18 protein-coding genes and 5 tRNA genes are annotated in these 23,690 nt (G+C 45.6%); 16 read left to right on the forward strand and 7 right to left on the reverse strand.

Going from position 1 to position 23,690, the window contains the following annotated elements; genetic code table 11:
• Positions 1-162: 162 nt before the first annotated feature.
• Positions 163-1,053: an HTH-type transcriptional activator IlvY gene (ilvY, locus tag R7044_RS06330; protein ID WP_005379097.1), complete on the reverse strand. Its 891-nt coding sequence runs from the start codon at positions 1,051-1,053 to the stop codon at positions 163-165.
• A gap of 143 nt (positions 1,054-1,196) precedes the next feature.
• Between ilvY and ilvC the strand changes: the two genes are divergently transcribed.
• On the forward strand, positions 1,197-2,681 hold the full coding sequence (gene ilvC / locus R7044_RS06335; RefSeq protein WP_005379098.1) for a ketol-acid reductoisomerase: 1,485 nt from the start codon (positions 1,197-1,199) through the stop codon (positions 2,679-2,681).
• A 266-nt stretch (positions 2,682-2,947) separates the two neighbouring features.
• On the opposite strand, the gene ubiK is transcribed toward ilvC, so the two are convergent.
• The 4 genes from ubiK to R7044_RS06355 all read right to left on the reverse strand — a co-directional run bounded on the left by ubiK (position 2,948) and on the right by R7044_RS06355 (position 8,169).
• Entirely contained in the window at positions 2,948-3,199 is a 252-nt protein-coding gene (ubiK, locus tag R7044_RS06340) for a ubiquinone biosynthesis accessory factor UbiK (RefSeq protein WP_005379099.1), read from the reverse strand.
• Between the two features lie 131 nt (positions 3,200-3,330).
• On the reverse strand, positions 3,331-6,453 hold the full coding sequence (gene vmeD, locus R7044_RS06345) for a multidrug efflux RND transporter permease subunit VmeD (RefSeq protein ID WP_104975727.1): 3,123 nt from the start codon (positions 6,451-6,453) through the stop codon (positions 3,331-3,333).
• A 12-nt stretch (positions 6,454-6,465) separates the two neighbouring features.
• Positions 6,466-7,569, reverse strand: coding sequence for an efflux RND transporter periplasmic adaptor subunit (locus tag R7044_RS06350; RefSeq protein ID WP_053349778.1), 1,104 nt, complete (start codon positions 7,567-7,569; stop codon positions 6,466-6,468).
• An 18-nt stretch (positions 7,570-7,587) separates the two neighbouring features.
• Positions 7,588-8,169, reverse strand: a complete 582-nt coding sequence (locus R7044_RS06355; RefSeq protein ID WP_104975728.1) for a TetR/AcrR family transcriptional regulator — start codon at positions 8,167-8,169, stop codon at positions 7,588-7,590.
• A 170-nt stretch (positions 8,170-8,339) separates the two neighbouring features.
• Here R7044_RS06355 and rep point away from each other — a divergent pair, with 170 nt between their 5' ends.
• The gene (gene rep, locus R7044_RS06360; RefSeq protein ID WP_005379104.1) at positions 8,340-10,355 is read left to right on the forward strand and encodes a DNA helicase Rep; all 2,016 of its coding nucleotides are present in this window, start codon (positions 8,340-8,342) and stop codon (positions 10,353-10,355) included.
• A gap of 73 nt (positions 10,356-10,428) precedes the next feature.
• On the opposite strand, the gene R7044_RS06365 is transcribed toward rep, so the two are convergent.
• The gene (locus R7044_RS06365; RefSeq protein ID WP_005384252.1) at positions 10,429-10,842 is read right to left on the reverse strand and encodes a c-type cytochrome; all 414 of its coding nucleotides are present in this window, start codon (positions 10,840-10,842) and stop codon (positions 10,429-10,431) included.
• A gap of 335 nt (positions 10,843-11,177) precedes the next feature.
• On the opposite strand from R7044_RS06365, the gene R7044_RS06370 reads away from it, so the two are divergent.
• The 5 genes from R7044_RS06370 to R7044_RS06390 all read left to right on the forward strand — a co-directional run bounded on the left by R7044_RS06370 (position 11,178) and on the right by R7044_RS06390 (position 11,774).
• Positions 11,178-11,254: transfer RNA gene (locus R7044_RS06370), tRNA-Arg, on the forward strand.
• 33 nt (positions 11,255-11,287) lie between these two features.
• Positions 11,288-11,363 (forward strand) — tRNA-His (locus R7044_RS06375).
• A 69-nt stretch (positions 11,364-11,432) separates the two neighbouring features.
• Positions 11,433-11,509: transfer RNA gene (locus R7044_RS06380), tRNA-Pro, on the forward strand.
• Between the two features lie 48 nt (positions 11,510-11,557).
• Positions 11,558-11,633: transfer RNA gene (locus R7044_RS06385), tRNA-His, on the forward strand.
• A 64-nt stretch (positions 11,634-11,697) separates the two neighbouring features.
• Positions 11,698-11,774, forward strand: a tRNA-Pro gene (locus tag R7044_RS06390).
• A gap of 484 nt (positions 11,775-12,258) precedes the next feature.
• Here R7044_RS06390 and R7044_RS06395 read toward each other — a convergent pair.
• Positions 12,259-12,984 carry an HAD family hydrolase gene (locus R7044_RS06395; protein ID WP_033907401.1) on the reverse strand — a complete coding sequence of 242 codons (726 nt, stop codon included), beginning with the start codon at positions 12,982-12,984 and terminating at the stop codon, positions 12,259-12,261.
• A gap of 649 nt (positions 12,985-13,633) precedes the next feature.
• On the opposite strand from R7044_RS06395, the gene R7044_RS06400 reads away from it, so the two are divergent.
• The 9 genes from R7044_RS06400 to R7044_RS06440 all read left to right on the forward strand — a co-directional run bounded on the left by R7044_RS06400 (position 13,634) and on the right by R7044_RS06440 (position 23,474).
• Complete coding sequence (locus R7044_RS06400) at positions 13,634-15,349, forward strand: dipeptide ABC transporter ATP-binding protein (protein WP_005379108.1); 1,716 nt, start codon at positions 13,634-13,636, stop codon at positions 15,347-15,349.
• Between the two features lie 92 nt (positions 15,350-15,441).
• A complete protein-coding gene (locus R7044_RS06405) occupies positions 15,442-16,995 on the forward strand; it encodes an ABC transporter substrate-binding protein (protein WP_005379109.1) in 1,554 nt (517 codons plus the stop codon).
• Positions 16,996-17,142: 147 nt separating this feature from the next.
• Positions 17,143-18,120 carry an ABC transporter permease gene (locus R7044_RS06410; RefSeq protein ID WP_005379110.1) on the forward strand — a complete coding sequence of 326 codons (978 nt, stop codon included), beginning with the start codon at positions 17,143-17,145 and terminating at the stop codon, positions 18,118-18,120.
• A 2-nt stretch (positions 18,121-18,122) separates the two neighbouring features.
• On the forward strand, positions 18,123-19,073 hold the full coding sequence (locus tag R7044_RS06415) for an ABC transporter permease (RefSeq protein ID WP_005384239.1): 951 nt from the start codon (positions 18,123-18,125) through the stop codon (positions 19,071-19,073).
• 157 nt (positions 19,074-19,230) lie between these two features.
• Positions 19,231-20,250: an SPOR domain-containing protein gene (locus R7044_RS06420; RefSeq protein ID WP_104976033.1), complete on the forward strand. Its 1,020-nt coding sequence runs from the start codon at positions 19,231-19,233 to the stop codon at positions 20,248-20,250.
• 227 nt (positions 20,251-20,477) lie between these two features.
• Complete coding sequence (locus R7044_RS06425; RefSeq protein WP_033907406.1) at positions 20,478-21,485, forward strand: substrate-binding domain-containing protein; 1,008 nt, start codon at positions 20,478-20,480, stop codon at positions 21,483-21,485.
• Between the two features lie 55 nt (positions 21,486-21,540).
• Positions 21,541-22,476: a LysR family transcriptional regulator gene (locus R7044_RS06430; protein ID WP_005379132.1), complete on the forward strand. Its 936-nt coding sequence runs from the start codon at positions 21,541-21,543 to the stop codon at positions 22,474-22,476.
• Between the two features lie 267 nt (positions 22,477-22,743).
• On the forward strand, positions 22,744-23,148 hold the full coding sequence (locus R7044_RS06435; protein WP_005379135.1) for an SMR family transporter: 405 nt from the start codon (positions 22,744-22,746) through the stop codon (positions 23,146-23,148).
• A complete protein-coding gene (locus R7044_RS06440; RefSeq protein WP_005478614.1) occupies positions 23,145-23,474 on the forward strand; it encodes an SMR family transporter in 330 nt (109 codons plus the stop codon). The genes R7044_RS06435 and R7044_RS06440 overlap by 4 nt, the downstream gene beginning before the upstream one ends.
• The last annotated feature ends 216 nt before the right edge of the window (positions 23,475-23,690 follow it).

The following is a 23,690-nucleotide window of genomic DNA, read 5'->3' on the forward strand; positions in this document are numbered from 1 at the left end:
TCAGAAGTGAAACGAAATAGCGCCGATGGTAGTGTGGGGCTTCCCCATGTGAGAGTAGGACATCGCCAGGCTTTAAATTTAAGAAGCCCGCTCGAAAGAGCGGGCTTTTTTGCATCTATAGAGTTTTAAAATTAGCTCACTTTATACCTAAAAAGTGTTCATCTAAGGTGCGATATACTTGCTCTCTGCAACCTTCCAAAAGGCTTTAACAAGCGGATTCTCCAGCTGAGTTTTGTTGCAGCAAACACCAAGTTTAAAAGGTTTAATTGGTAAGACTTTTAAACGATTTATCTTTTCTCTTACCGGACTGTTGTTGATTACAACATCAGGTGCGATACCTACTCCACACCCCAATGCAACCATACTTACGATGGCTTCATGTCCGGAGGTTTGTGCGTAGATCTTTGGCTTTATTTTCATTTGTTTGAGCCAAGTATTGGCCCTGTCCCTTGCCGTTCCTGCTTCTGGGAGTATGAATGGAATGACCGACCAGTCTGGTTTTTCTTTTTGTAGCTCTTCAGCAAACGCACTAACCCCAACAGGTACGATGACAGAAAGTGGGATTTCACTGATCGTTTCAAATGCGATTTTATTTGGCATCTGTTCTGACTTGGCTGATATGGCAATATCGGCTTCATCTGCTAGTATTTTGTCGATCGCTTGAGCTGGATCGCCGGTTGATAGTTTGAACTCAATGAAAGGGTTCTGAATACGAAAGTCAGAGATTAGCTCCGGAAGATGGCTGTAGCTTGCAGTAACAGAACAAAAGAGACGGATTTCTCCTTTCAATTCATCCTCGGTTCCTTTCAGGTGACTCTGATACTGCTGCCATTCGCCAAGAATCTTTAAGGCAACTGGGACTAGCTTTTTACCTTGGATAGTTAAATCAACGCTACGGTTGTCGCGTAAAAACAATTGTTGGCTGGTTTCCTCCTCTAATTTTTGTATCTGTCGGCTTAAGGCTGAAGGGCTAATATGCATTGCCGCTGCGGTCTTGGCGAAACTTTTACTCTCACAGAGATGAATGAAAAGTTGCAGGCTTTTGATATTCATTAAATTTTCATTTCCATGTTGCATAAATTGCAATAACTAATTGTGAATATATCACTTTAAGCAATCTCATGTCTGTTTTAGTATGAAGTTATTCGGTAAGGCAATTACTGACCTCAATGGAAGAATCTCAAAGGAGCACCCAGATGGCTAATTATTTCAATACCCTAAACTTGCGCGAGCAGTTGGACCAATTAGGTCGTTGTCGTTTTATGGACCGCAGTGAGTTCGCTTCAGAAGCGGATTATCTGAAAGGTAAGAAAGTAGTCATTGTAGGTTGTGGTGCTCAAGGTCTTAACCAAGGTCTGAACATGCGCGACTCTGGTCTAGACGTTGCTTATGCGCTTCGCCAAGCCGCGATTGATGAGCAACGCCAGTCATTCAAAAACGCAAAAGACAACGGTTTTGAGGTAGGTAGCTACGAAACGCTAATTCCACAAGCTGATCTAGTAGTAAACCTTACTCCAGATAAGCAGCACACAAACGTTGTTGAGACGGTAATGCCGTTAATGAAAGAAGGCGCAGCACTAGGTTACTCTCACGGTTTCAACGTTGTTGAAGAAGGCATGCAAATCCGTAAAGACCTAACGGTAGTAATGGTTGCACCTAAATGTCCAGGTACGGAAGTTCGCGAAGAATACAAGCGCGGTTTCGGTGTACCGACTCTTATCGCTGTTCACCCAGAGAACGACCCAAAAGGTGAAGGTTGGGATATCGCGAAAGCTTGGGCTGCAGCAACAGGTGGTCACCGTGCAGGCTGTCTAGAGTCTTCTTTTGTTGCTGAGGTGAAATCTGACCTAATGGGTGAGCAAACTATCCTTTGTGGCATGCTACAGGCTGGCTCTATCGTATGTTACGAGAAGATGATTGCTGATGGTATCGATCCTGGCTACGCTGGTAAGCTTCTTCAATACGGTTGGGAAACCATCACTGAAGCACTGAAGTTTGGTGGTATCACTCACATGATGGATCGCCTAACTAACCCTGCAAAAGTGAAAGCATTTGAGCTTTCTGAAGAGCTAAAAGAACTGATGCGTCCGCTATACAACAAGCACATGGATGACATCATCACCGGTCACTTCTCTAGCACTATGATGGCTGACTGGGCAAACGACGATGCAAATCTACTAGGCTGGCGTGCAGAAACAGGTGAAACTGCTTTCGAAAACTACCCAGAAACTGACGTAGAAATCTCTGAGCAAGAGTACTTCGATAACGGTATCTTGATGGTTGCTATGGTTCGTGCGGGTGTTGAGCTAGCATTCGAAGCGATGACGGCATCTGGCATCATCGATGAGTCTGCTTACTACGAGTCTCTACACGAGCTGCCACTTATCGCAAACACTATCGCACGTAAGCGTTTATACGAGATGAACGTGGTTATCTCAGACACTGCGGAATACGGTAACTACCTGTTCGCTAACGTAGCAACGCCGCTTCTACGTGAGAAGTTTATGCCAGCCGTAAATACTGACGTAATTGGTAAAGGTTTAGGTGAAACGTCTAACCAAGTGGATAACGCGACTCTTATCGCTGTGAATGAAACAATCCGTAACCACCCTGTAGAGTACATCGGTGAAGAGCTACGTGGTTACATGACTGATATGAAGCGTATCGCGGTGGGCGGCTAAATGACTCCATTTCGGTGTCGAAGGTGCTCGTTTACTATCGTAAAGTCCGCGCCTTCTCCTAGAAATGAAACCTTAATACAGCGTAATTTACTTAGTCTCAAGTAACGCAGTAGATAAACTCCAGGCAGACTGGAGTGATAAATACAAAATAAAACACAACATCTAATCAAAAGGCTTGGTCGCCGTTGACCAAGCCTTTTTGTTTTTAGCCGATTTATCTGCGCGCCGATAAGAAAAACGCTCCTTTGTGAGGAGCGCTTTGATACTTATTTTTCAGCAAGCTTTTCTTCAAGTTGCGCCAACTTCTGTTCCATTTCTGTTAGCTTTTGACGTGTACGTAGTAAAACTTGAGTTTGAACATCAAACTCTTCGCGACTTACAACATCTAGCTTGTTTAGCTGGCCTTGGATTACTTGACGAACTTTCTGATCGACATCAGAGCCCAATTCTTTTACAGGTTGAGGCATTGAGTCGTGAATCTGTTTAGCAATTTGCTCTAATTTCTTTGGGTCAAACATAGTGGCTAAAACTCCTTTTGATTTGTCCTCATTTTAAGTAAATGATACGTGAAAGTCGCCACTTAGATGGCAAAAAAGAGAGCGGCAATAAAAAAGGCCACCGAAGTGACCTTTTTGAATGCCTTAATAGCTTATCTGTTATCCGCTAATTCACGATGAGCTGCTTTCGCTTCGTCAACTCGCGCTAACTTCTCCAAGTCTTTGTCTTCAACAAATACTGGCAGAGGTTTGTGTTTTTCAGCTAGGTAGCTGTAAATCACAGGTAGCACGAATAGTGTGAACAGTGTACCGATTGCAAGGCCAGCAACGATGACGATACCGATACTGAAACGTTGCGCGGCACCTGCACCTGTTGCGTACATCAGTGGGATCAGACCTGCGATCATCGCTGCAGTGGTCATTAGGATAGGGCGAAGACGCACTTTCGCAGCTTCCATCACCGCATCAATACGAGACCGTTTATTATGTAACTGCTCTTCTTTGGCGACTTCACAGATCAAGATACCGTGCTTGGTTATTAGGCCGACCAGCGTGATCAAACCAACCTGCGAGTAGATGTTCATCGAGGCTGTACCCCAGGCCAATGCGATCAAGGCACCACAGATTGCCAGAGGTACAGATACCATGATGACAATAGGATCGCGGAGTGATTCAAATTGAATCGCCAGAACGAGGAAGATGATCGCAAGTGCAAGACCAAAGGTTGCATACAAGGCACTACCTTCCGTTACAAACTGACGAGATTCGCCCATGTAATCATGGTTATACCCTGCAGGCAGTTTGGTTTGTGCAATATTTTCAAACCAATTAACTGCATCCCCCATCGAAACACCAGGGCCTGTAACAGCACCCACAGTTGCTGAGTTTAGCTGGTTGAAGTGTGGCAAAGAGCGAGGCTCTGCCACCACATCAATGGTAATCAGACTACCTAATGGAACCGCTTTACCATCCACAGAGCGTACATAGTAGTTCTTCATCGATTCTGGGTTTAGACGCCATTTACGCTCAACCTGAGGAATTACCTCATAAGAGCGGCCATTTAGGTCGATACGGTTTACATAACCATCTGCCATCATGGTGCTGAGGGTGATACCAATGTCTTGCATAGTCACACCGTAGGCACCTGCTTTGTCTTTATCGATCTTGATCTTCATCGTTGCAGAATCATATTTCAGATCCAGATCGGAATAGACAAACATTGGACTGCTTGCTACTTCCGACAGAATGTCATTTGCAACGGTAAACAAACTTTCAAAGTTGTTTGGCGTTGTAATTACGAACTGTACAGGAAGGCCTGAACCAGCACCTGGTAGCTCCGGCATTTCGTAGGCAGCAATAGACATTCCCGGAATGCTCGAAACAAGCCCGCCAACACGCTGTTTGATTTCTGCTTGGCTCGCTTCTCGTTCGCCCCATGGTTTGAGTGTAGCTAAACCAAACGCTTGGTTAGAATCCGGTACACCGTTAAATACCTGAGCGTATTCCACTTCTGGTTGATCAGAGAGAATCTTATTCACATCATCCATGGTGTTTTGGATGTAGTCCAAATTCGAATTTGATGGTGCGGTCCCTATGAGTACTACAACACCTTTATCTTCAGATGGAGCTAGCTCGCTAGGAATAAACTTGAATAGGACTGGTAAACTTGCGAATACAATTATCGCAAACACGATCACCACTGGTCGGCTAGCCATTATTGCTTTTAACATGCTTGCGTAGCGATTAGTCATGCCATCAAGTACATGGTGAACTTTTTGCTCAAACTTGCTTGGCTTCTCGTTCGCCTTCAGCATCTTCGAACACATCATTGGTGATAGTGTCAAAGCGATGATGCCGGATACGAATACTGAACCTGCCAGTGTCAAAGCGAACTCTTTGAACAATGAGCCGGTGATACCACCCATCAACGCGATCGGCGCGTACACTGCACCTAGCGTCAATGTCATCGCGATAACTGGAACCGCAATTTCACGCGTACCAATAATTGCAGCTCGGAATGGCGATTCCCCTTCTTTGATGTGACGGTCAACGTTTTCTAGTACAACGATCGCGTCATCCACCACCAGACCGATGGCAAGCACCATCGCCAGTAGCGTCATCAAGTTCCAAGAGAAACCCATTGCCTGCATCACCATTGCCACACCAATCAATGAAAGTGGAATGGTCACGATAGGAATGATTACCGCGCGGAATGAGCCCAGGAACAGTGTGATAACCACAAGTACGATTACTGCTGCTTCAAGAATCGTTTTCACTACTTCGTGAATCGATTCGTTGATGGCGATAGTTGAGTCGTACATTACGTTCATTTTGATGTTACTTGGTAGGTTGCGCTCAAGCTGAGGCAACAGTTCAAGTACGTCTGCTGCAATGTTGATTGGGTTAGCACTTGGCGCTGCATTGATCGCTGCAACCACAGCCTCTTGACCGTTTGCACTTGCGCGATAAACGTCGTGACTCTTCTCTAGCGTTACTTTAGCGATATCACCTAGGCGGATGACATCCCCTTCACCAGTTTTCACGACCAATGCTTCAAGTTCAGCAACGTTTGATACCTGAGTATCTGCGCTACCGTTATAAAGTACGAACTCACCCGTCGCTTGACCGGTTGCAGATTGGTAGTTGTTGGCGTTAAGAACGCTCATCACATCCGTAGCGGTCAACTTCAAAGCGCCCATTTTGGCAGGATCTAGCCATACGCGCAGTGCGTACTTCATACCACCATACAGGTCAACTTTGGATACACCGTTTACAGTGAACAACTGCGGGTTGATTACACGCTCAAGGTAGTCAGTGATCTGGCTTGAAGATAACTCGTCACTCGTAAAGCCGATGTACAGTACCGCCGTTGTCGAACCTGTCGACATGGTTACGGTTGGATCTTCGGCTTCTTTTGGAAGCTGAGAACGTACTGAGTTCGTTTTCGCTAAGATATCAGCCAATGCTGCATTCGGGTCAGTATTCAACTTCATGTTGACAGTAATGGTTGATTTACCTAGTACCGATTGCGAAGTCATGTAATCAATATTATCGGCTTGCGCCACCGCTTGCTCCAATGGCTGAGTAATAAAGCCTTGGATCAAGTTGGCACTTGCACCGTAGTAACTGGTGGTCACGGTGACCACCGTATTCGTCATTTCAGGGTACTCACGAACTTGCATTTTGAACACCGCTTGCAAACCAAGCAATGCAATCAAAAAGCTGATCGATACCGCTAAAACTGGACGTTTTATAAAAACATCTGTAAAGCGCATGATGCCTCCAACTTAAAGCATTGGTGTTTCAGCAGGTGGGGTAGTTGCATCGCTTTCGACAATGCTTACTTTCGCATGGTTACTCAAACGGACTTGACCCGATGTCACTACCACATCACCTGGCTTCACGCCTTCTAGAATGTGTGCGATATCTTTAGAGCGTTCGCCAACTTTTACCACATGCTGCTTAACGCGTTTTTCGCCATCTTCTTCTGTTACGATGTAAACATTGTCGCCATATAGCGTAAATGTGATCGCGGTTTGAGGTAGAGTGACCTGATTTTCTAACTTAGGCAGAATGATGTTTGCACGCGCGAACATACCACTACGCAGTTTGCCGTCACTGTTAGGGATATCCGCTTGAACTTGAATCAAACCACTTTGTACGTTTACAGCTGGTTCAATCGCAGAAATAGACCCTTTGAAAGGTTGGTCTGGATAAGCGTCAACAAAGATATCCACTTCTTGGTCGATATTGATACGTGAAATATCGGTTTGCGGCACGGTAAAGCGTAAACGCATCACGCTGGTGTCTTCCAGGCGAACAATATCGGTACCCGCTTGTAGGTACTGACCTAGGTACACGTTACGAATACCTACTACACCATCAAATGGCGCTTTGATTTCGCGTCGGTCGATGGTCGCTTTCAAGCTTTCAATGTCCGCTTTTAAGGAGAAGTAGTTCGCTTCTGCTTCGTCATACGCTTCTTTAGAAATAGAGCCTTTTTTAAATAGCCCTTGGTAGCGTTTGTATTTCGCTTCTGCTGCTGGCAACTTGGCTTGCGAGCTCTTTAAATTCGCTTTCTCAACGTCAGAGTCAAGCAGTACTAGTGGCTGACCTGCTTTGACTTGAGTACCGGAATCAAATGCGATTTTATCGATAACACCGCTCGTTTCGTTCGCTACCGTCACGCCTTGATTTGGCTCGATAAAACCAATTGCCTCGATGACTGGTACCCAATCCACCGCTTGCACTTCAGTTACGGTTACTGGGAATGCTGGTTCAGGGCGATTGGCAAACTGCTCCATTTTGTCTTTGATATCAATTAGTCTGTATGTAACAACGCTACCAAAAAGTAATAAAACAATTGATAGCATCAAAATCCACTTTTTCATTCTATTAAGAACTCCAAGTTAGTGTTTAATAATTGCATCCCAACTGGCTTCAATAGCGGCCTCTAATGCCGTCTTATCCAGTTGATAAAATCCCAAAGCGTGTTTCCGAGCAAGTGCAACACTTGCCTCAAAACTTAATCCAGAAAGTACTTCGTTATCGAGAAGCTTGAATACTCCCTCGTCTTTACCCTGATTAAAAAGAAGATCTACTTGGGCAAACATTTGTCTCTCAAGTTCCCGAGCTTTGCTACTATTTGAATAGGGTAAAGATTCATATTGGACTCGGTTGCTGATCGCACTTAAGTTCGAGCTCGCTAGATTCCAAATATTGAGCCACATGGTTCGATAACGCTGTTTTAAAGGCATCTCTTCACTAACACCTAGTTGCACCGCAGTAGCAACACGCTTAGCAACGTTAAGGCGTAGTTCCTCTAAAAGATGTTCTTTATCTGAGAAATAACGGTAAATCGTCCCTGCTGCGACACCTGCCTCATTGGCGAGCTTTTGCATGGAAAGCCCTTGAAAGCCAGATTCAGCAATGAGTTGTTCAGCAGCGACTAAGATTTGTTCTCGTTTATCTACAGCAGGGTTATCCTTCATAATGTCACCCTTTAGTGAATGAACGTTCATTCATTATAGCTTAAATACCCGCCATTTATGCAACAGAATATTGCACTTAATAGGTGTAAAAATTACAAGAAATCAGCATAGCTTTCACGAGGCCACCCCTTTATCATAGGCGCCACATTCATCACCCGCAGAGAATTTCTATGAAGCTGAACCCTAGTCAAGATGAAGCCGTGAAATACGTGTCTGGTCCATGCCTAGTGCTAGCTGGTGCTGGCTCGGGCAAAACTCGTGTTATTACCAATAAAATCGCTTATCTGGTTCAGCAATGTGGTTACAAAGCGCGTAACATTGCGGCGGTGACGTTTACCAACAAAGCAGCACGTGAAATGAAGGAGCGTGTAGGTCAAACGTTAGGGAAAGGTGAGTCTAAAGGTTTGATGGTATCAACATTCCACACTTTAGGATTGAACATCATCAAGCGTGAGTACAAGCATTTAGGGTTGAAAGCGGGCTTCTCACTGTTTGATGACCAAGACCAGCTAGCGCTGCTCAAAGAACTTACCGAAAAGCAGCTTGATGGTGATAAAGATCTGCTACGTCAGCTTCTGAGTTGTATTTCCAACTGGAAAAACGACATGTTGACGCCAGAGCAAGCCAAAGCGCGTGCGCAAGGTGAACAGCAACAATTGTTTGCGTTCTGTTTTGATATGTACCAAAAGCAAATGAAAGCCTATAACGCGCTCGATTTTGATGACCTAATTTTGATGCCCGTTTTACTCTTACGTAATCATGAAGACGTTCGTCAGCGTTGGCAGAATCGTATCCGTTACCTACTGGTTGACGAGTATCAAGATACCAACACGAGTCAGTATGAGCTGGTCAAATTAATTGTCGGTGAACGTGGGCGATTGACGGTCGTAGGGGATGACGATCAGTCTATTTATTCATGGCGTGGTGCGAAACCTCAGAACCTCGTGTTGCTGGGTGAAGATTATCCGAATTTGCGTTTGATAAAGCTAGAGCAAAACTACCGTTCAACGAGTCGAATCCTGCGTGCGGCCAACATTTTGATAGCTAACAACCCTCACGTCTATGAGAAGTCCCTGTTCTCTGAAATTCCTGACGGTGAAAAACTCAAAGTGTTGTTGGCTAAAAATGAAGAGCATGAAGCAGAGCGCGTAACGGGTGAACTAATTGCGCATAAGTTCCTAAACCGTACCGAATATAAAGATTATGCGATTCTATATCGTGGTAACCACCAATCACGTTTGATTGAAAAGTCTCTGATGCAAAACCGTGTACCGTATAAAATTTCTGGCGGCACCTCGTTTTTTGCGCGCGCAGAGATTAAAGACATCATGGCGTATTTGCGCGTTTTGGTTAATCCGGATGACGACAATGCATTTTTGCGCATTGTGAACACTCCACGACGTGAAATTGGCCCAGTGACGTTAGAGAAGTTAGGCAGTTATGCCAATATGCGAGGGAAGAGCCTGTTTGAGTCGAGCTTTGAAATGGGGCTCGAACAGCACCTAACGGGACGTGGCCTAGAAAACCTGCGTCGTTTCACCCAATGGCTAGTAGCGATTGCTGATCAAGCTGAGCGTGGTGATACCGTCGAAGCGGTTCGTTCGCTAGTTCGTGATATCCATTATGAAGATTGGCTATACGAAACTTCAGCAAGTCCGAAAGCCGCTGAAATGAGAATGAAGAACGTTTCTGATCTTTATTCATGGATAGTGGCGGACCTAGAGGGTGACAACTACGATCAAGAAGAGAAAACGTTAAAAGAAGTCGTTCAACGTTTGACCTTGCGTGACATGATGGAGCGCGGTGAAGAAGATGAAGACAGTGATGCAGTACAACTGATGACCTTGCACGCATCAAAAGGCCTTGAGTTCCCATATGTATACTTAATTGGGTCCGAAGAAGGTATTTTACCGCACCAAACCAGTATTGATGAAGATAACGTGGAAGAAGAGCGTCGCCTGATGTACGTTGGTATTACTCGCGCGCAACGTGAACTGACTTTCACTATGTGCAAAGAGCGTCGACAGTTCGGCGAGTTGATCAAACCGACTCAAAGCCGCTTTTTGGATGAGTTACCATTTGATGACGTTGAATGGGAAGTAAACAAAAAGCCAGTATCAGCGGAAGAACGTATGGCGAAAGGTCAAGCACACATTGCCAATATTCGAGCAATGTTTAAGAAGTAAAGTAACCTTGTTCTCACTGATTAAAAACAAAAAGGCTTGCCAACTGGCAAGCCTTTTTCGTTGATGTCTTTACTTATAGACCTTCAATCATGTGGTCAATTGCTGCGATGATTTCATCGTCAGAACAGTCCATACAGGTTCCTTTGGCTGGCATCGCATTGAAGCCTTCTAATGCGTGCTTCACTAACGTATCTTTGCCTTGTGCAATACGCGGTGCCCAATCATCGGCATTACCTGTTTTAGGTGCGCCGTTTACACCAGATGCGTGACAAGCAATACAAAAAGTACCATAAACTGTGGCGCCATCACGTGGACCGGTTGGTTCTTCTTTCACTGGCTCAGAACCTGCTAGATAAACATCACCGACAGGTTGGATGCGTTCTGCGATCGCATCGTATTCAGTTTGGCTGATGTCAGAAGCTAAAGCTGCCGTAGAAAACGTTAAGGCAGCGAACAAAACGCTAATCATTTGTCGAGACATATCCATTAAACCCACTTCACATTCCCGAGGTAAGTGACTTACCTATTTATATAGTTAGAGTATTAATGCCGAGCAGAGAAATCATTAAATTCCACTGAATGGCATAGAATGATTAGACAACTTGGTTGCAGCTGTTAAATCAATGTAAATAATGGGTGATTATATCCCGATAACTTGTTGCAATAAACAACAAGTTATCCATGACAGGGCGTGAATCACATCAAAAATCCACTTTAACGGAAGATAACTGTCGAAAAAGAGACCAAACGATAAAAAAAGTAAAAAAAGTACTAGACGGCATAGTGTGATATCCGTATTATTCCACTCCGCCGATAGGGCATGCGCCCGTAGCTCAGTTGGATAGAGCGTTGGCCTCCGGAGCCAAAGGTCGAAGGTTCGAATCCTTTCGGGCGTACCATTGCCTCGGAGGATACATCGGTAAAAATCAGTGGTGGCTATAGCTCAGTTGGTAGAGCCCCGGATTGTGATTCCGGTTGTCGCGAGTTCAAGTCTCGTTAGCCACCCCATTCTTTCTTTTTTAGATTGAATGCGGTAGCATTGCTCCCAATCTTGATTCAATCAAGATAAAACATCGTCGGTGAATAGCGCAGCTTGGTAGCGCATCTGGTTTGGGACCAGAGGGTCGGGGGTTCGAATCCCTCTTCACCGACCACTATTTAGTTTATGGCTCGAATAGAGCGGTAAACAGCAAAAATTGATGGTGGCTATAGCTCAGTTGGTAGAGCCCTGGATTGTGATTCCGGTGGTCGCGAGTTCGAATCTCGTTAGCCACCCCATTAATTAAGGTGACTTCTTAGTTGAAGTGTCCTGTCTGATTTGAGAAAATCAGAAAATACAGTTCGGTGAATAGCGCAGCTTGGTAGCGCATCTGGTTTGGGACCAGAGGGTCGGGGGTTCGAATCCCTCTTCACCGACCACTATTTAAAGCCTCAGTCGAAAGACTGGGGCTTTTTTACATTTAAAATTTAGAGTGTAGGGACCTGAGGGGCGTGGGCTAGAGCACCAGCCCGGTGTAACGTCAGTCCGCAGGGAGCCCTGCCGCGTCGAATCCTCTTTACCGACCACTATTAGAAAGCTTGCTTTTTAGCAGGCTTTCGTCGTTTTAGAGTTTATGATCTCGCTTGGACTGTATTAGTCGGTAATGTATGAATGGATTTGAACCCAAGTGGGGTTCGCCTGAAGTTAGAATTCGGCTCTTCACCGACCGCTATTTAGAGCCTCAGTCGAAAGACTGGGGCTTTTTTGCATCTCTCCTGAAAAGAATCGGCATTCCATTTCAATTTTCCCCAAAAGTGTACAGCTCTAGGGGCTTTTGACCACCTATGATCTAAATGCTTTTCGAGCTGACAAAATAAACCCCAGAGCAGTGTCTGGGGTTTGTAGTTTTCTAATCCGCTGCTTTTATTGGGCGAGTGTTTTAAGGATTTCTTTTACTTCTACCGTTTTTTGGATTTCAAAACTTGGCGTTATATCCGTTGAGTTACTTGCGCCTGTCGCATTCACCCACACACTCAAAATGCCCATATTGTTAGCGCCAGCAATGTCGGCAGGTAAAGAGTCGCCCACGTGTAGAGCCTCTTCTGGTTTTACTTCGACCAAGTCGAGCGCTTTTTGGAAAATACTTGTAGCAGGTTTCTCTTCTGGCTCTTCTCCTCCCACAATAATATGGTCCACCCAGTTGCTCATTTGTGTCGCGTTTAATTTAGGGTGTTGAGAAAAAATCGGGCCGTTAGTGATCACGACGAGTTTGTAATGTTGACGAAGGTCGCTGAGCATTTCTTTTACACCAGGGAAGAAGGTGAACGCGCCCATACGTGCAGAGTCAAAGTAGTCTTGAGCTTGTTGAGCCTCTTTTGCAGTGATGCTGACGCCTTGCTCCGCCAAGATGTTTTGGATCAGGCCACAACGGAAGGCATTTTCATCGGGTAGCAGAGCCACAAGGTGAGGGAACTCAGCATTCAGCTTTTTGTATACACCCTGTAAGTAGCGCTGCAAAAACGCTTTTGGCTCGGTAACTTGTGGGTAGGTCTTATGAATCCAAGTTGTAAACGCTTGTCCTGCAACTTTATCGGCTTGTGACGTTGCACATAAAGTCTCGTCCATATCAAAAAAAATCGCTTTAAGCACAGGGGCTCCTTTTATTTACGGCTTGGCTTTGACACTGTTTATCTATTATCCCACTCTCAATTGTGTCGTAAAGGGTTAAAACAGGCGAGTTTTCTTATGACGTACGAATGAGGATAGCGGTTTAGTCAATAAACCGCTTAAGTGGCGCATAATCTGCGTTGGAGCAGGATTTGTGTGGTTTTGCTGTTTTGTTCACGTTTTGACCTATCCTTTATCTTCCTAAGTTTGGCTTTTTGTATTTGCCGACTATTTTATTAATAGTTTTTTATGTTGAAAAAACACTTTTTGCATATGATATTGTTTGTTAAATGTTAATAAATGCACATGAATAATATGGTTAATGATCTTGTTTAGCTCATGTTTACTTTTAGAGCATTTTTCTAGTTTTATTGGTGCATGACGCACAAAAATAGTGTGATATGAAAATGGTTAAATACTTGTTAATGCATTTTTATTCGCTAATTGTGCGTTTATTTAATGTTTTTTCGGCGGAATATACTTTAATTGTTGCTTTTTTGTGTGATTTTTGCCAAATTATTTCCGCATTAAGATTTCAGAGTATTATTCTGAATTTGAACGGATTCATTCAGGTGATGAATGGTGCCTTTGGCGCGATTCGATACCACAGACAAGGCAGTAGAGGTCTGAAATGTCACTATTAGAAGTGAAAAACCTTCGTATTGAATACCCATCCCGACACGGCGTTCACGCTGCCGTGAAATCACTTTCTTTTCATATTGAACGTGGTGAAATCGTGGGTGTTGTTGGCGAATCAGGTGCGGGTAAATCCACCGTTGGTAACGCCGTTATTGATTTGCTTAGCCCTCCAGGTCGCGTTGCTAGCGGTGATGTATTCCTGGATGGAGAAAAAATTTCTGGCCTATCACCAGAAGCGATGCGTAAGGTTCGCGGCTCGAAAATAGGTTTTATTTTCCAAGATCCGATGACCTCGCTCAATCCACTTTTTACTGTTGAGCAACAGCTGAAAGAGACGATCCACGCCAACATGAAGGTCTCTGATGAAGAGGCGTATCAGCGCGCGCTTTCTCTTATGCAGCAGGTTGGTATTCCGCAACCAGAAAACCGCTTAAAACAGTACCCGCACCAATTCTCTGGTGGTATGCGTCAGCGTGTTGTCATTGCCATTGCTTTGGCTGGTGAGCCTGATCTCATCATTGCGGACGAACCAACTACGGCGTTAGACGTTTCTATCCAAGATCAAATCCTCAACTTGATCCGCGAGCTGTGTATCAAGAACAATGTCGGCTGTATGTTGGTTACTCACGATATGGGTGTCGTCTCCAACGTCACCGATCGCGTGGCGGTAATGTATCGTGGTGACTTGGTGGAGTTTGGACCAACAGCCAAAGTATTGGGCGATCCTGATCACTCTTATACTCGCAGTCTAATTTCAGCGGTACCACGTTCAGACAGAAAGCTAGATCGTTTCCCGTTAGTAAGCTATATCGAAGAAGCGGCGGAAATGGAGCCACTCGATATCAAGAACCACTGGTTAGGACAAAGCCAAGATGAGCGTGAGTACACTGGCCCGCTTTTGGACGTGAAGAACGTCAATCTTCGCTTTGTTACCAAAGACTCTTTGTTCGAGAGCCGCCGAGAATACGTGCAAGCATCTAATAATGTGAGCTTTGAAGTGCACGAAGGCGAAACCTTTGGTTTGGTGGGCGAGTCTGGTTCAGGTAAATCGACCATTGCACGTGTGATTGCTGGTTTATACCAACCTAACTCTGGTCAGGTGAAATTCGAGGGCATTGACCTGACCGCTTTAACCTCTGAGAAAGAGCGCCGCCCGATGCGTCGTCAAATGCAGATGGTGTTCCAAAACCCATATACTTCAATGAACCCTCGTATGAAGGTATTCGATATTATTGCTGAGCCAATCCGTTTCCATAAATTGACGAAAAACGAGTCGGAAACTCGCCAAATCGTGAATGACCTATTGGATCATGTTGGTTTGGGTCGAATGGCTGGGCTTAAGTACCCTCATGAATTCTCCGGTGGTCAGCGTCAGCGTATTTCTATTGCGCGTGCGTTGGCGACTCGTCCTCGACTTTTGATTTGTGATGAACCGACCTCAGCACTGGACGTATCGGTACAGGCACAAATTCTAAACTTGCTGAAAGATCTGCAAAGTGAGCTGAACTTGACTATGTTGTTTATCAGCCACGATTTACCTGTTATTCGTCAGATGTGTGACCGAGTAGGTGTGATGCAAATGGGTACACTTTTAGAAGTGGCACCAACAGAACAGTTATTCACGGCACCTCAACACGAATACAGCAAAAAATTGATTTCTCTGATGCCGGAGTTTACTGGCTTGCGAGAAGAGATCGAAACGGCATAAACCAAGCAATTCGCTTGGCTAACCTTTAGTCATAACAAAGACGCAAACACAACAACAAGGGATCCGTATCCCCGCATGAAGGAGTTATGCAAATGAAAACCATGAAAAGCAAATTAGCAGTGGCGCTAATGGCTGCGGGCCTAAGCTTTAACGCAATGGCAGCAGATATCAAAGTTGGCTATGCAGCTGACCCAGTATCGCTTGACCCACATGAGCAGCTATCAGGTGGCACACTGCAAATGTCACACATGGTATTTGATCCGTTGGTTCGCTTTACTCAAAAAATGGATTTCGAGCCTCGCCTAGCGGAAAGTTGGGAACGTATTAACGATACGACTGTTCGTTTCAAACTGCGTGAAGGTGTGAAATTCCATTCTGGCAATACTCTAACTGCTGACGACGTCGTGTGGACGTTCCAGCGTTTACAAAGCTCTCCTGACTTTAAAAACATCTTCGACCCGTACGAGAAAATCGTCAAAGTGGACGACAACACGTTCGATCTTGTAACTAAAGGTCCTTACCCACTAGTGCTGCAAACCGCAACGTACATTTTCCCAATGGACAGCAAGTTCTACACTGGCAAAACTGCGGACGGCAAAGACAAGTCTGAGCTAGTGAAGCACGGTAACTCATTTGCATCGACTAACGTATCTGGCACGGGTCCATTCATTGTGACTTCACGTGAACAGGGCGTAAAAGTGGAATTTGAACGCTTTAAAGATTACTGGGACAAAGAGTCGAAAGGTAACGTTGATAAGCTAACGCTTGTGCCAATCAAAGAAGACGCAACTCGTGTAGCAGCGCTGCTTTCTGGCGGTGTTGACATGATTCACCCTGTAGCGCCAAACGACCACAAACGCGTTGAAGATGCTGACGGCATCGACCTAGTTACGCTACCTGGTACTCGTATCATCACGTTCCAACTAAACCAAAACAGCAACGAAGCATTGAAAGACGTTCGCGTTCGCCAAGCGATTGTTCACGCAATCAATAACGAAGGTATCGTGAAGAAAATCATGAAAGGCTTCGCAACGGCCGCTGGTCAGCAAAGCCCGGCAGGTTACGTAGGTCACGATGACAAACTGGTTCCTCGCTACGATTTGAAGAAAGCGAAAGAACTGATGAAAGAAGCGGGTTACGAAAACGGCCTGACGCTAACGATGATCGCACCAAACAACCGTTACGTGAATGATGCGAAAGTAGCACAAGCGGCAGCGGCAATGTTGTCTAAGATCGGTATCAAGGTTGATCTGAAGACCATGCCAAAAGCGCAATACTGGCCAGAGTTCGACAAGTGTGCGGCAGACATGCTGATGATCGGTTGGCACTCAGATACAGAAGACTCAGCGAACTTCAACGAGTTCCTAACGATGACTCGTAACGAAGAAACCGGTCGTGGTCAGTACAACTGTGGTTACTACTCAAACCCAGAAATGGACAAAGTGGTTGAAGCTGCGAACGTAGAAACGGATCCTGCGAAACGTGCAGAAATGCTGAAAGGTGTAGAAGCAACACTATACAACGACGCAGCATTCGTACCGCTACACTGGCAAAGTGAAGCGTGGGGTGCGAAGTCTAACGTGAAAGCGGCAGACATCGTTAACCCAATGGTAATGCCTTACTTCGGTGACCTAGTGGTTGAATAATCACGGTTAGTCGACTTTGAGGAGGGATGGATTTCCCTCCTCAACTTAAAGCACTCGACTCAGTTTTGTTTCAGTCGGATTGAGTGGGTTATTTAGACTGAATTTTCTCTCTAATTTAGAGATCTATGGATAGTTAAGGGGCAAGGAATGTTTTCGTTTCTGGTCAAGCGCCTGTTTCAGGCACTGATAGTGATGTTTGTGATCAGTTTGGTGGCGTTTGCCATTCAGGACAACCTGGGTGATCCGCTGCGTGAGCTTGTAGGTCAGTCGGTTTCGGAATCGGAGCGTCAAGCGCTACGCGACGACTTGGGCCTGAACGATCCCTTTATCACAAAGTACACGCGCTTTGTGGGTAATGCACTGCAAGGTGATTTGGGTACCTCATATTTTTTCAAGCGACCTGCGGTTGAGGTGATCCTCGATAAGCTGGTGGCAACATTAGAGCTCGTGTTTGGCGCGACGCTCATCATTATCGTTTTCTCTATACCACTCGGGGTGTATTCCGCGATTCACCCGAAGAGTGTCTTTACCAAATTTGTTATGGCGATGAGTAGTGTCGGCATCTCGATTCCGGTGTTCCTAACCGCAATCATGCTGATGTACGTCTTCTCCATCGAACTCGGCTGGCTGCCTTCCTATGGGCGAGGTGAAACCGCTAACGTACTCGGTTGGGAATCTGGCTTCTTTACCATTGATGGTATCAAGCACCTCATCCTACCTTGTATTGCGCTAGCGTCTATCATGCTGCCGTTGTTCATCCGTTTGGTACGTTCAGAAATGCTGGAAGTACTGAGTTCGGAATACATTAAGTTCGCCAAAGCAAAAGGTTTGAACTTACAAAAGATTTATTACCAACATGCACTTAAGAACACCATGCTACCAGTATTGACGGTAGGTGGCGTGCAGATTGGTACCATGGTGGCCTACACCATTCTTACTGAAACCGTGTTCCAATGGCCGGGCACTGGCTTCCTTTTCCTAGAGGCAATCAACCGTGTAGATACACCGCTGATCACTGCCTACGTTATCTTTGTTGGTCTGATCTTCGTGGTAACCAATACCATCGTTGACTTGCTGTACGGCATCATCAACCCAACTGTGAACCTAACTGGAAAAGGAGCTTAATCATGAGCCAATCAAATTTAACACCAGCTCCTGCTCCATCAGCGTGGCAGCGTTTCAAAGAGTCAGATTTTCTGTATTACTTCAAACGCGACAAAGTGGCGATGGCGAGTTTTACCGTCTTTATGATGTTCTTAGTATTGGCATTGGCTGCACCGATTCTTGCGCCAACAGACCCGTACGATCTGACGTCTATCGACATCATGGATTCTGAGTTGCCACCTTCGTGGATGGAAGATGGCGATGAGCGCTTTGTGTTGGGTACTGACGAGCAAGGTCGCGATATTTTATCGACCATTCTTTACGGTTCTCGTTTGTCTTTGACGATCGGCTTTTTAGCCGTCGGTCTTCAGTTGATTCTGGGTATCATCATTGGTTTGTCGGCGGGTTACTTCGGTGGTCGTATCGATAGCTTCTTGATGCGCTTTGCGGATGTTCAACTATCGTTCTCGACCATGATGGTCGCGATCATCGTCTCTGCAATCTTTAAAGCCAGCTTTGGCAGTGATTTTTACAGCCAATATGCGGTGGTCATGCTGGTGGTGATCATCGGTGTGGCAGAATGGCCGCAATACGCACGGACTATTCGTGCCTCGGTATTGGCAGAGAAGAAGAAAGAATACGTCGAAGCGGCGCGTGTGATGGGCTTTAAAGCGCCGCGAATCATGTTCCGTCACATTCTGCCGAACTGTCTATCGCCAATCTTGGTTATCTCGACGGTACAGGTAGCGAACGCGATCATGTCGGAAGCGGCGCTGTCATTCCTAGGCTTAGGTCTGCCAGTCGATCAGCCTTCTCTGGGTGCGCTAATCAGCATCGGCTTTAACTACATCTTCTCTGGTGCATGGTGGATTACTGCTTTCCCTGGCATCGTGCTCGTAACATTGGTTTTGGTTATCAACCTGTTGGGCGACTGGCTACGTGATGTATTCAACCCGAAACTGTACAAAGGATAAGAATTTTCCCACCAAGCGTTGTAAATTCGCTTAATTCCTTCCTAAACTGAGAGCCGGATGCAAATTCCGGCTCTTTTTTTGCTAGTTATTCTTTGTTCACATTTTTTTGGCGCTTTTCCGCCATGATGACCTTACCCACTAATTTAGAGTGAAGTGTATGGAAATGAAGAAGGCACAACACCCATCTCGTATCTTCCAAGCAAGCCTAGCTTTCGGCTTGTTGCTGGTATGCGCCCAGTTTTCTAGCCCAGTATCGGCGGAGGAGTTCCTTTGCCAAGCCACTCAAGCCAGCGAGAAAGAATTACCGATGCTTGAGAAAACGTGCCCAATTGGTAACGGAGTATGGGGAAAGAAAGTGCCGCAGGGGGGCAACTACCTTTACTGGATTCAATGCGGATTGCTACCCAAGCCTATGTCTCTCGCGAAAGCTAAGCCTCTCTATAGTAAAATCACGACCGACGTATGGATGAAGCCTGAATCCAAAGGCTATCGCTGTTTGATTGGACCTTACAAGGCATTGTCTGATGCGAGGGATGACTTACGAGGAGTCAAAACCTTGTCGAATTACAAAGAGGCGTTCATCCGAGTGGTTGGGAAAGGGACGAAACAACCAGTAACACCACCTACACCTAAATCTACTGTATCGTCGAAATCAGCCGCATCTTCGGTTAAGCCAACACCGACGGTGACCCCGAAACCCGCGCCAGTTCCTGCTGTGCGAGCTGATACCGACGCCTTTAAAGCGCGGGCAGAGAAGCCAGATACCAAGGCAAAAAGTTCACGTGATAGCTCTTCGTCTACGCCTGTTGCTAAGACCAAAGCGAAGCCAATTGTCACTGGAAATGATGACATTGAAGTTCGGTTGAGAACTTCAGTACAGGGCAAAACGTACGTGGTCCCATATTTACTCGATCACCATAATCAGTTTTACATGGAACATGGTAAGCCGTGGAACCGCCTCAACTACGAAAACTCGCACAAAGTATGTCAGCAACTGGGTATGAGCTTAGCTAACCCTGCAGAGTTTAAAGCGCTGAGGGCGTCTGGGGTGATGGAAAAAAATCAATGGCCACTGCAACTGCCGTATTGGGGCAAAGATAAGAAAGGTTTGTTCGCCGATCGTGAGCCCAATCAGCTCACCGGGACCTCATTATTGAACGTGGTGTGCGTGAAATAACGACTCAGATATTGTGGTCAAAATATAGAAGAAAGCCCCGAGTTCGGGGCTTTTTTGCGGTCTCAAATATTATCGCTATTTGAGTGGCGTTTCTTTGTGATGCGTTTGCTAATACGCTCTACCACTGATATTCATCTCATTTTGCGAATTATTTTCACTGAACTTGTCGACAGAGAGTCTATTTATCAGTAATGTTACTTGTAACATTACTGATAAATCACATATTTATGGCTCAACAGAATAAGAAAACTCGTACGACATTGCAGGATGTCGCAGACCAGGTTGGCGTCACGAAGATGACCGTTTCACGCTATATGCGTAACCCTGAATCGGTGGCAGAAAAGACTCGTGCTAAGATTGCGACTGCGATTGAAGAGATGGGTTACATCGAAAACCGTGCACCGGCGATGTTGTCAAAGTCCTCCAGTAAAGCCATTGGTATTTTACTGCCGTCTTTGTCCAACCAAATTTTTGCTTCCTTTGTTCAGGGCATAGAGATGGTGACCAAAGCCAATGGCTATGAGACGCTTTTAGCGCATTTTAGCTACGATGAGCTTGAAGAAGAGCGTAAGATCGCGTCATTACTCTCTTATCAAGTCGATGGACTTATTCTAACTGAAAGCCATCACACGCCGCGTACATTACAGATGATCAAAAATGCGGGCATTCCGGTGGTCGAAACCATGGAACTGCCATCGGAGCCGATTGATATGGCGGTTGGACTCGATCATGAAGATGCGTCGTACGCCGTGGTTAAGCAGATGCTAGATACGGGGAAGCGTACAATCGTCTATTTTGGCGCGCGTCTGGATACGCGAACCAAATTGCGGATGCAAGGTTACGATCGCGCGATGACAGAAGCAGGGCTAGAACCCAAACATGTATTAACTGGTGATCATTCTAGTTTTTCTTTAGCGCATGATTTGCTCGAACGCGCACTGGAAACGCACCCAACGCTCGATGGGGTGTTCTGTACCAACGATGACATCGCAATTGGCACCATGCTGAGTGCGCAGCAACGTGGCATTCAAGTTCCACAGAAATTGGCAGTGGCGGGCTATAACGCGCTGGATATCGGTCAAACCATCAGCCCGAAACTGACCAGCGTTGATACGCCGCGTTTCCAAATTGGTGTAAAGAGCGCAGAGCTATTAATTGCGCGCCTGAAAGGCGAAACGCAAGAAGAAAAAGTCTTCGATATGGGGTATCAGATCACGTCGGGAGAGAGTGTTTAACTAATTGTTAACTGCTCTTTGTATTCGCTCATCAATGGTATTGGTAGGTTAGGGTATGGCACATCAGCTGGATGCATTGGATCTCAACTTAATGCGTTTATTAAAAGCCGTGGTGGAAAACCGCAGCATCAAGCTGGCCGCAATGCAGCTTGGCATTTCTCAACCGAGCGCCAGCCGCGGTGTGATGAAGTTGAAGCAAGTGTTTGATGACCCGCTTTTTGTGCGTAAAGCACATGGGGTAGAGCCATCACCCATGGCGATTCGTCTCGCCGCCGAGTTCGACAATATGGTTGCGCCACTGGAAAAAGTGGTGCAAGAATTTGAAGTGTTCGACCCACTGCAATACCAAGGGCAGATTGCGATTGTAACTGATCCTTATTTGATGGATGAACAAGGGCAGCGACTGCTCACTGGTTGTCATCGAGCCTTTCCCAAAGCGCACTTTGCTTTTTCCAGCTGGAATACTTACTCGCACGATGAAATGTTAGAAGGCGAGCACGATTACTGCATTCTTGACCAAGAGACCGAGCTGTCGAAAGACATTTACATGCGCCCGTTATTCGTTGAAAAACGGGTGATTTTGGCGCGCAAAAATCACCCAACGTTGTCGAAAGTCAGCAATGATTGGGACACGGTGTCCAAACTACCACTCGTCTCTTTGCCTGCGCCAGCGTCATATAAACCGCTTTGTACCGTGGAGTCCGAGTATCGACGCATGGGTTATGAGCCAGTAGTGTTACTGAAGTCCTATAATTTGCGTTTGGCTTGCCAAATGTTGCAAGAAACCGACGCGATTATGTATGCCAGTCAAAGCTCGGCATTGTTGATGCCAGAACTCGCCTCTTACGCAATGCCACCCGTTAATCGTGAGTTTAGCCAGTTTGTTGTCTCTGGCGGTTTCCTTCAAACCAACCGCAACCATCCTTTGCACAGACACCTACATAAAGTGGTGCGACAAACCCTCAACACGCCTCTGATTTTTACGCAGTGATGTCACTTTATGGCATCGGCTGAATGAGAGTAGATGCTTTAACCTTATCAATATTGTGTGATTACATAGACAACTTACTTCTTAAGATATTCAAAAATGAATATCTCAATTACCTGTCTCTTTTTCCTACCCAGCGCTAACCTTATCTCAAATAGTCAGGAGAAGTGGCTCATTTTTATCTTTTTAACTTTTTGAATGTCGATACAGGTACGCGGCATTCACCATTCTCCGTTATGCATTTTTTTAATTTCTGATGGAGGATTAATCATGCTAGTTGCACGTCTATTTTTATTGCTCGCCATCGTTGCCGAAGTGGCTGGCACCAGCACTATGTCTCTTATCGGACAAGGGCACGGGTGGTGGGGCTACATCGTAATGTATGTGCTGATCGCAATCTCTTACTACTTTCTCGCGTTTGCCGCGAAGAAAATATCGATAGGTGTGGCATACGCTGTTTGGGAAGGGTTAGGTATCTCGTTGATCACCGTGGTGTCGATCATCGCCTTTGATGCCAACTTAAACCATCAAGAATTGTTTGGTTTGATGTTAGCCGTTGTTGGCATTGTGTGTGTGACCTTAGGGGAATCACATGGTCAACCTAACGCCAAGAAAAATGCCGATAAACCGGCAAAAGAACGTTCATTTTCTACTAGTACAAGGTGCGAATCATGAGTCAATTTTTTACGATGTCATTTGGATTTGTCGTGATGGCTGCCTTGGTCGATATCATGGCCAATATGGCGCTGACACGCTCAAAAGGTTTTAAATATAAAGGCTGGGGCATTGCGGCGATTGTGTTGGTACTGACAGCATTCACGCTGTTGGCACAAGCGGTGAAAGAGATCGACTTAGCCATTGCTTATGCCTCTTGGGGTGCGATCGGTATCTTGGGTACCGCAGTAGGTGGAGCCTTGCTGTTTAAGCAGAAACTCAAACCAATCGGCTGGTTTGGTATCTTTGTGGTGATTGCTGCGGTCGTAGTGATGAAGACCGCTTGATGTAATTTACTGAATGCTAGATATCGTCATTCTGAGCAGCAAGAGACGAGTGTGATTCAGAATCTACCAACACAAAAGTGTTTCGGCAGAGGTGTTTTCTCTGGATTCACAGCACCTTGATAGTAGATTCCTGATCTCGCCTAGGCTCGTCGGAATGACGGATTCATTTTTTTAGAAAGAGCAGTGACCAATCCTAAAGCTCGTGATTCAGAATCT

It is taken from the genome of Vibrio sp. 1402 (assembly GCF_033340275.1).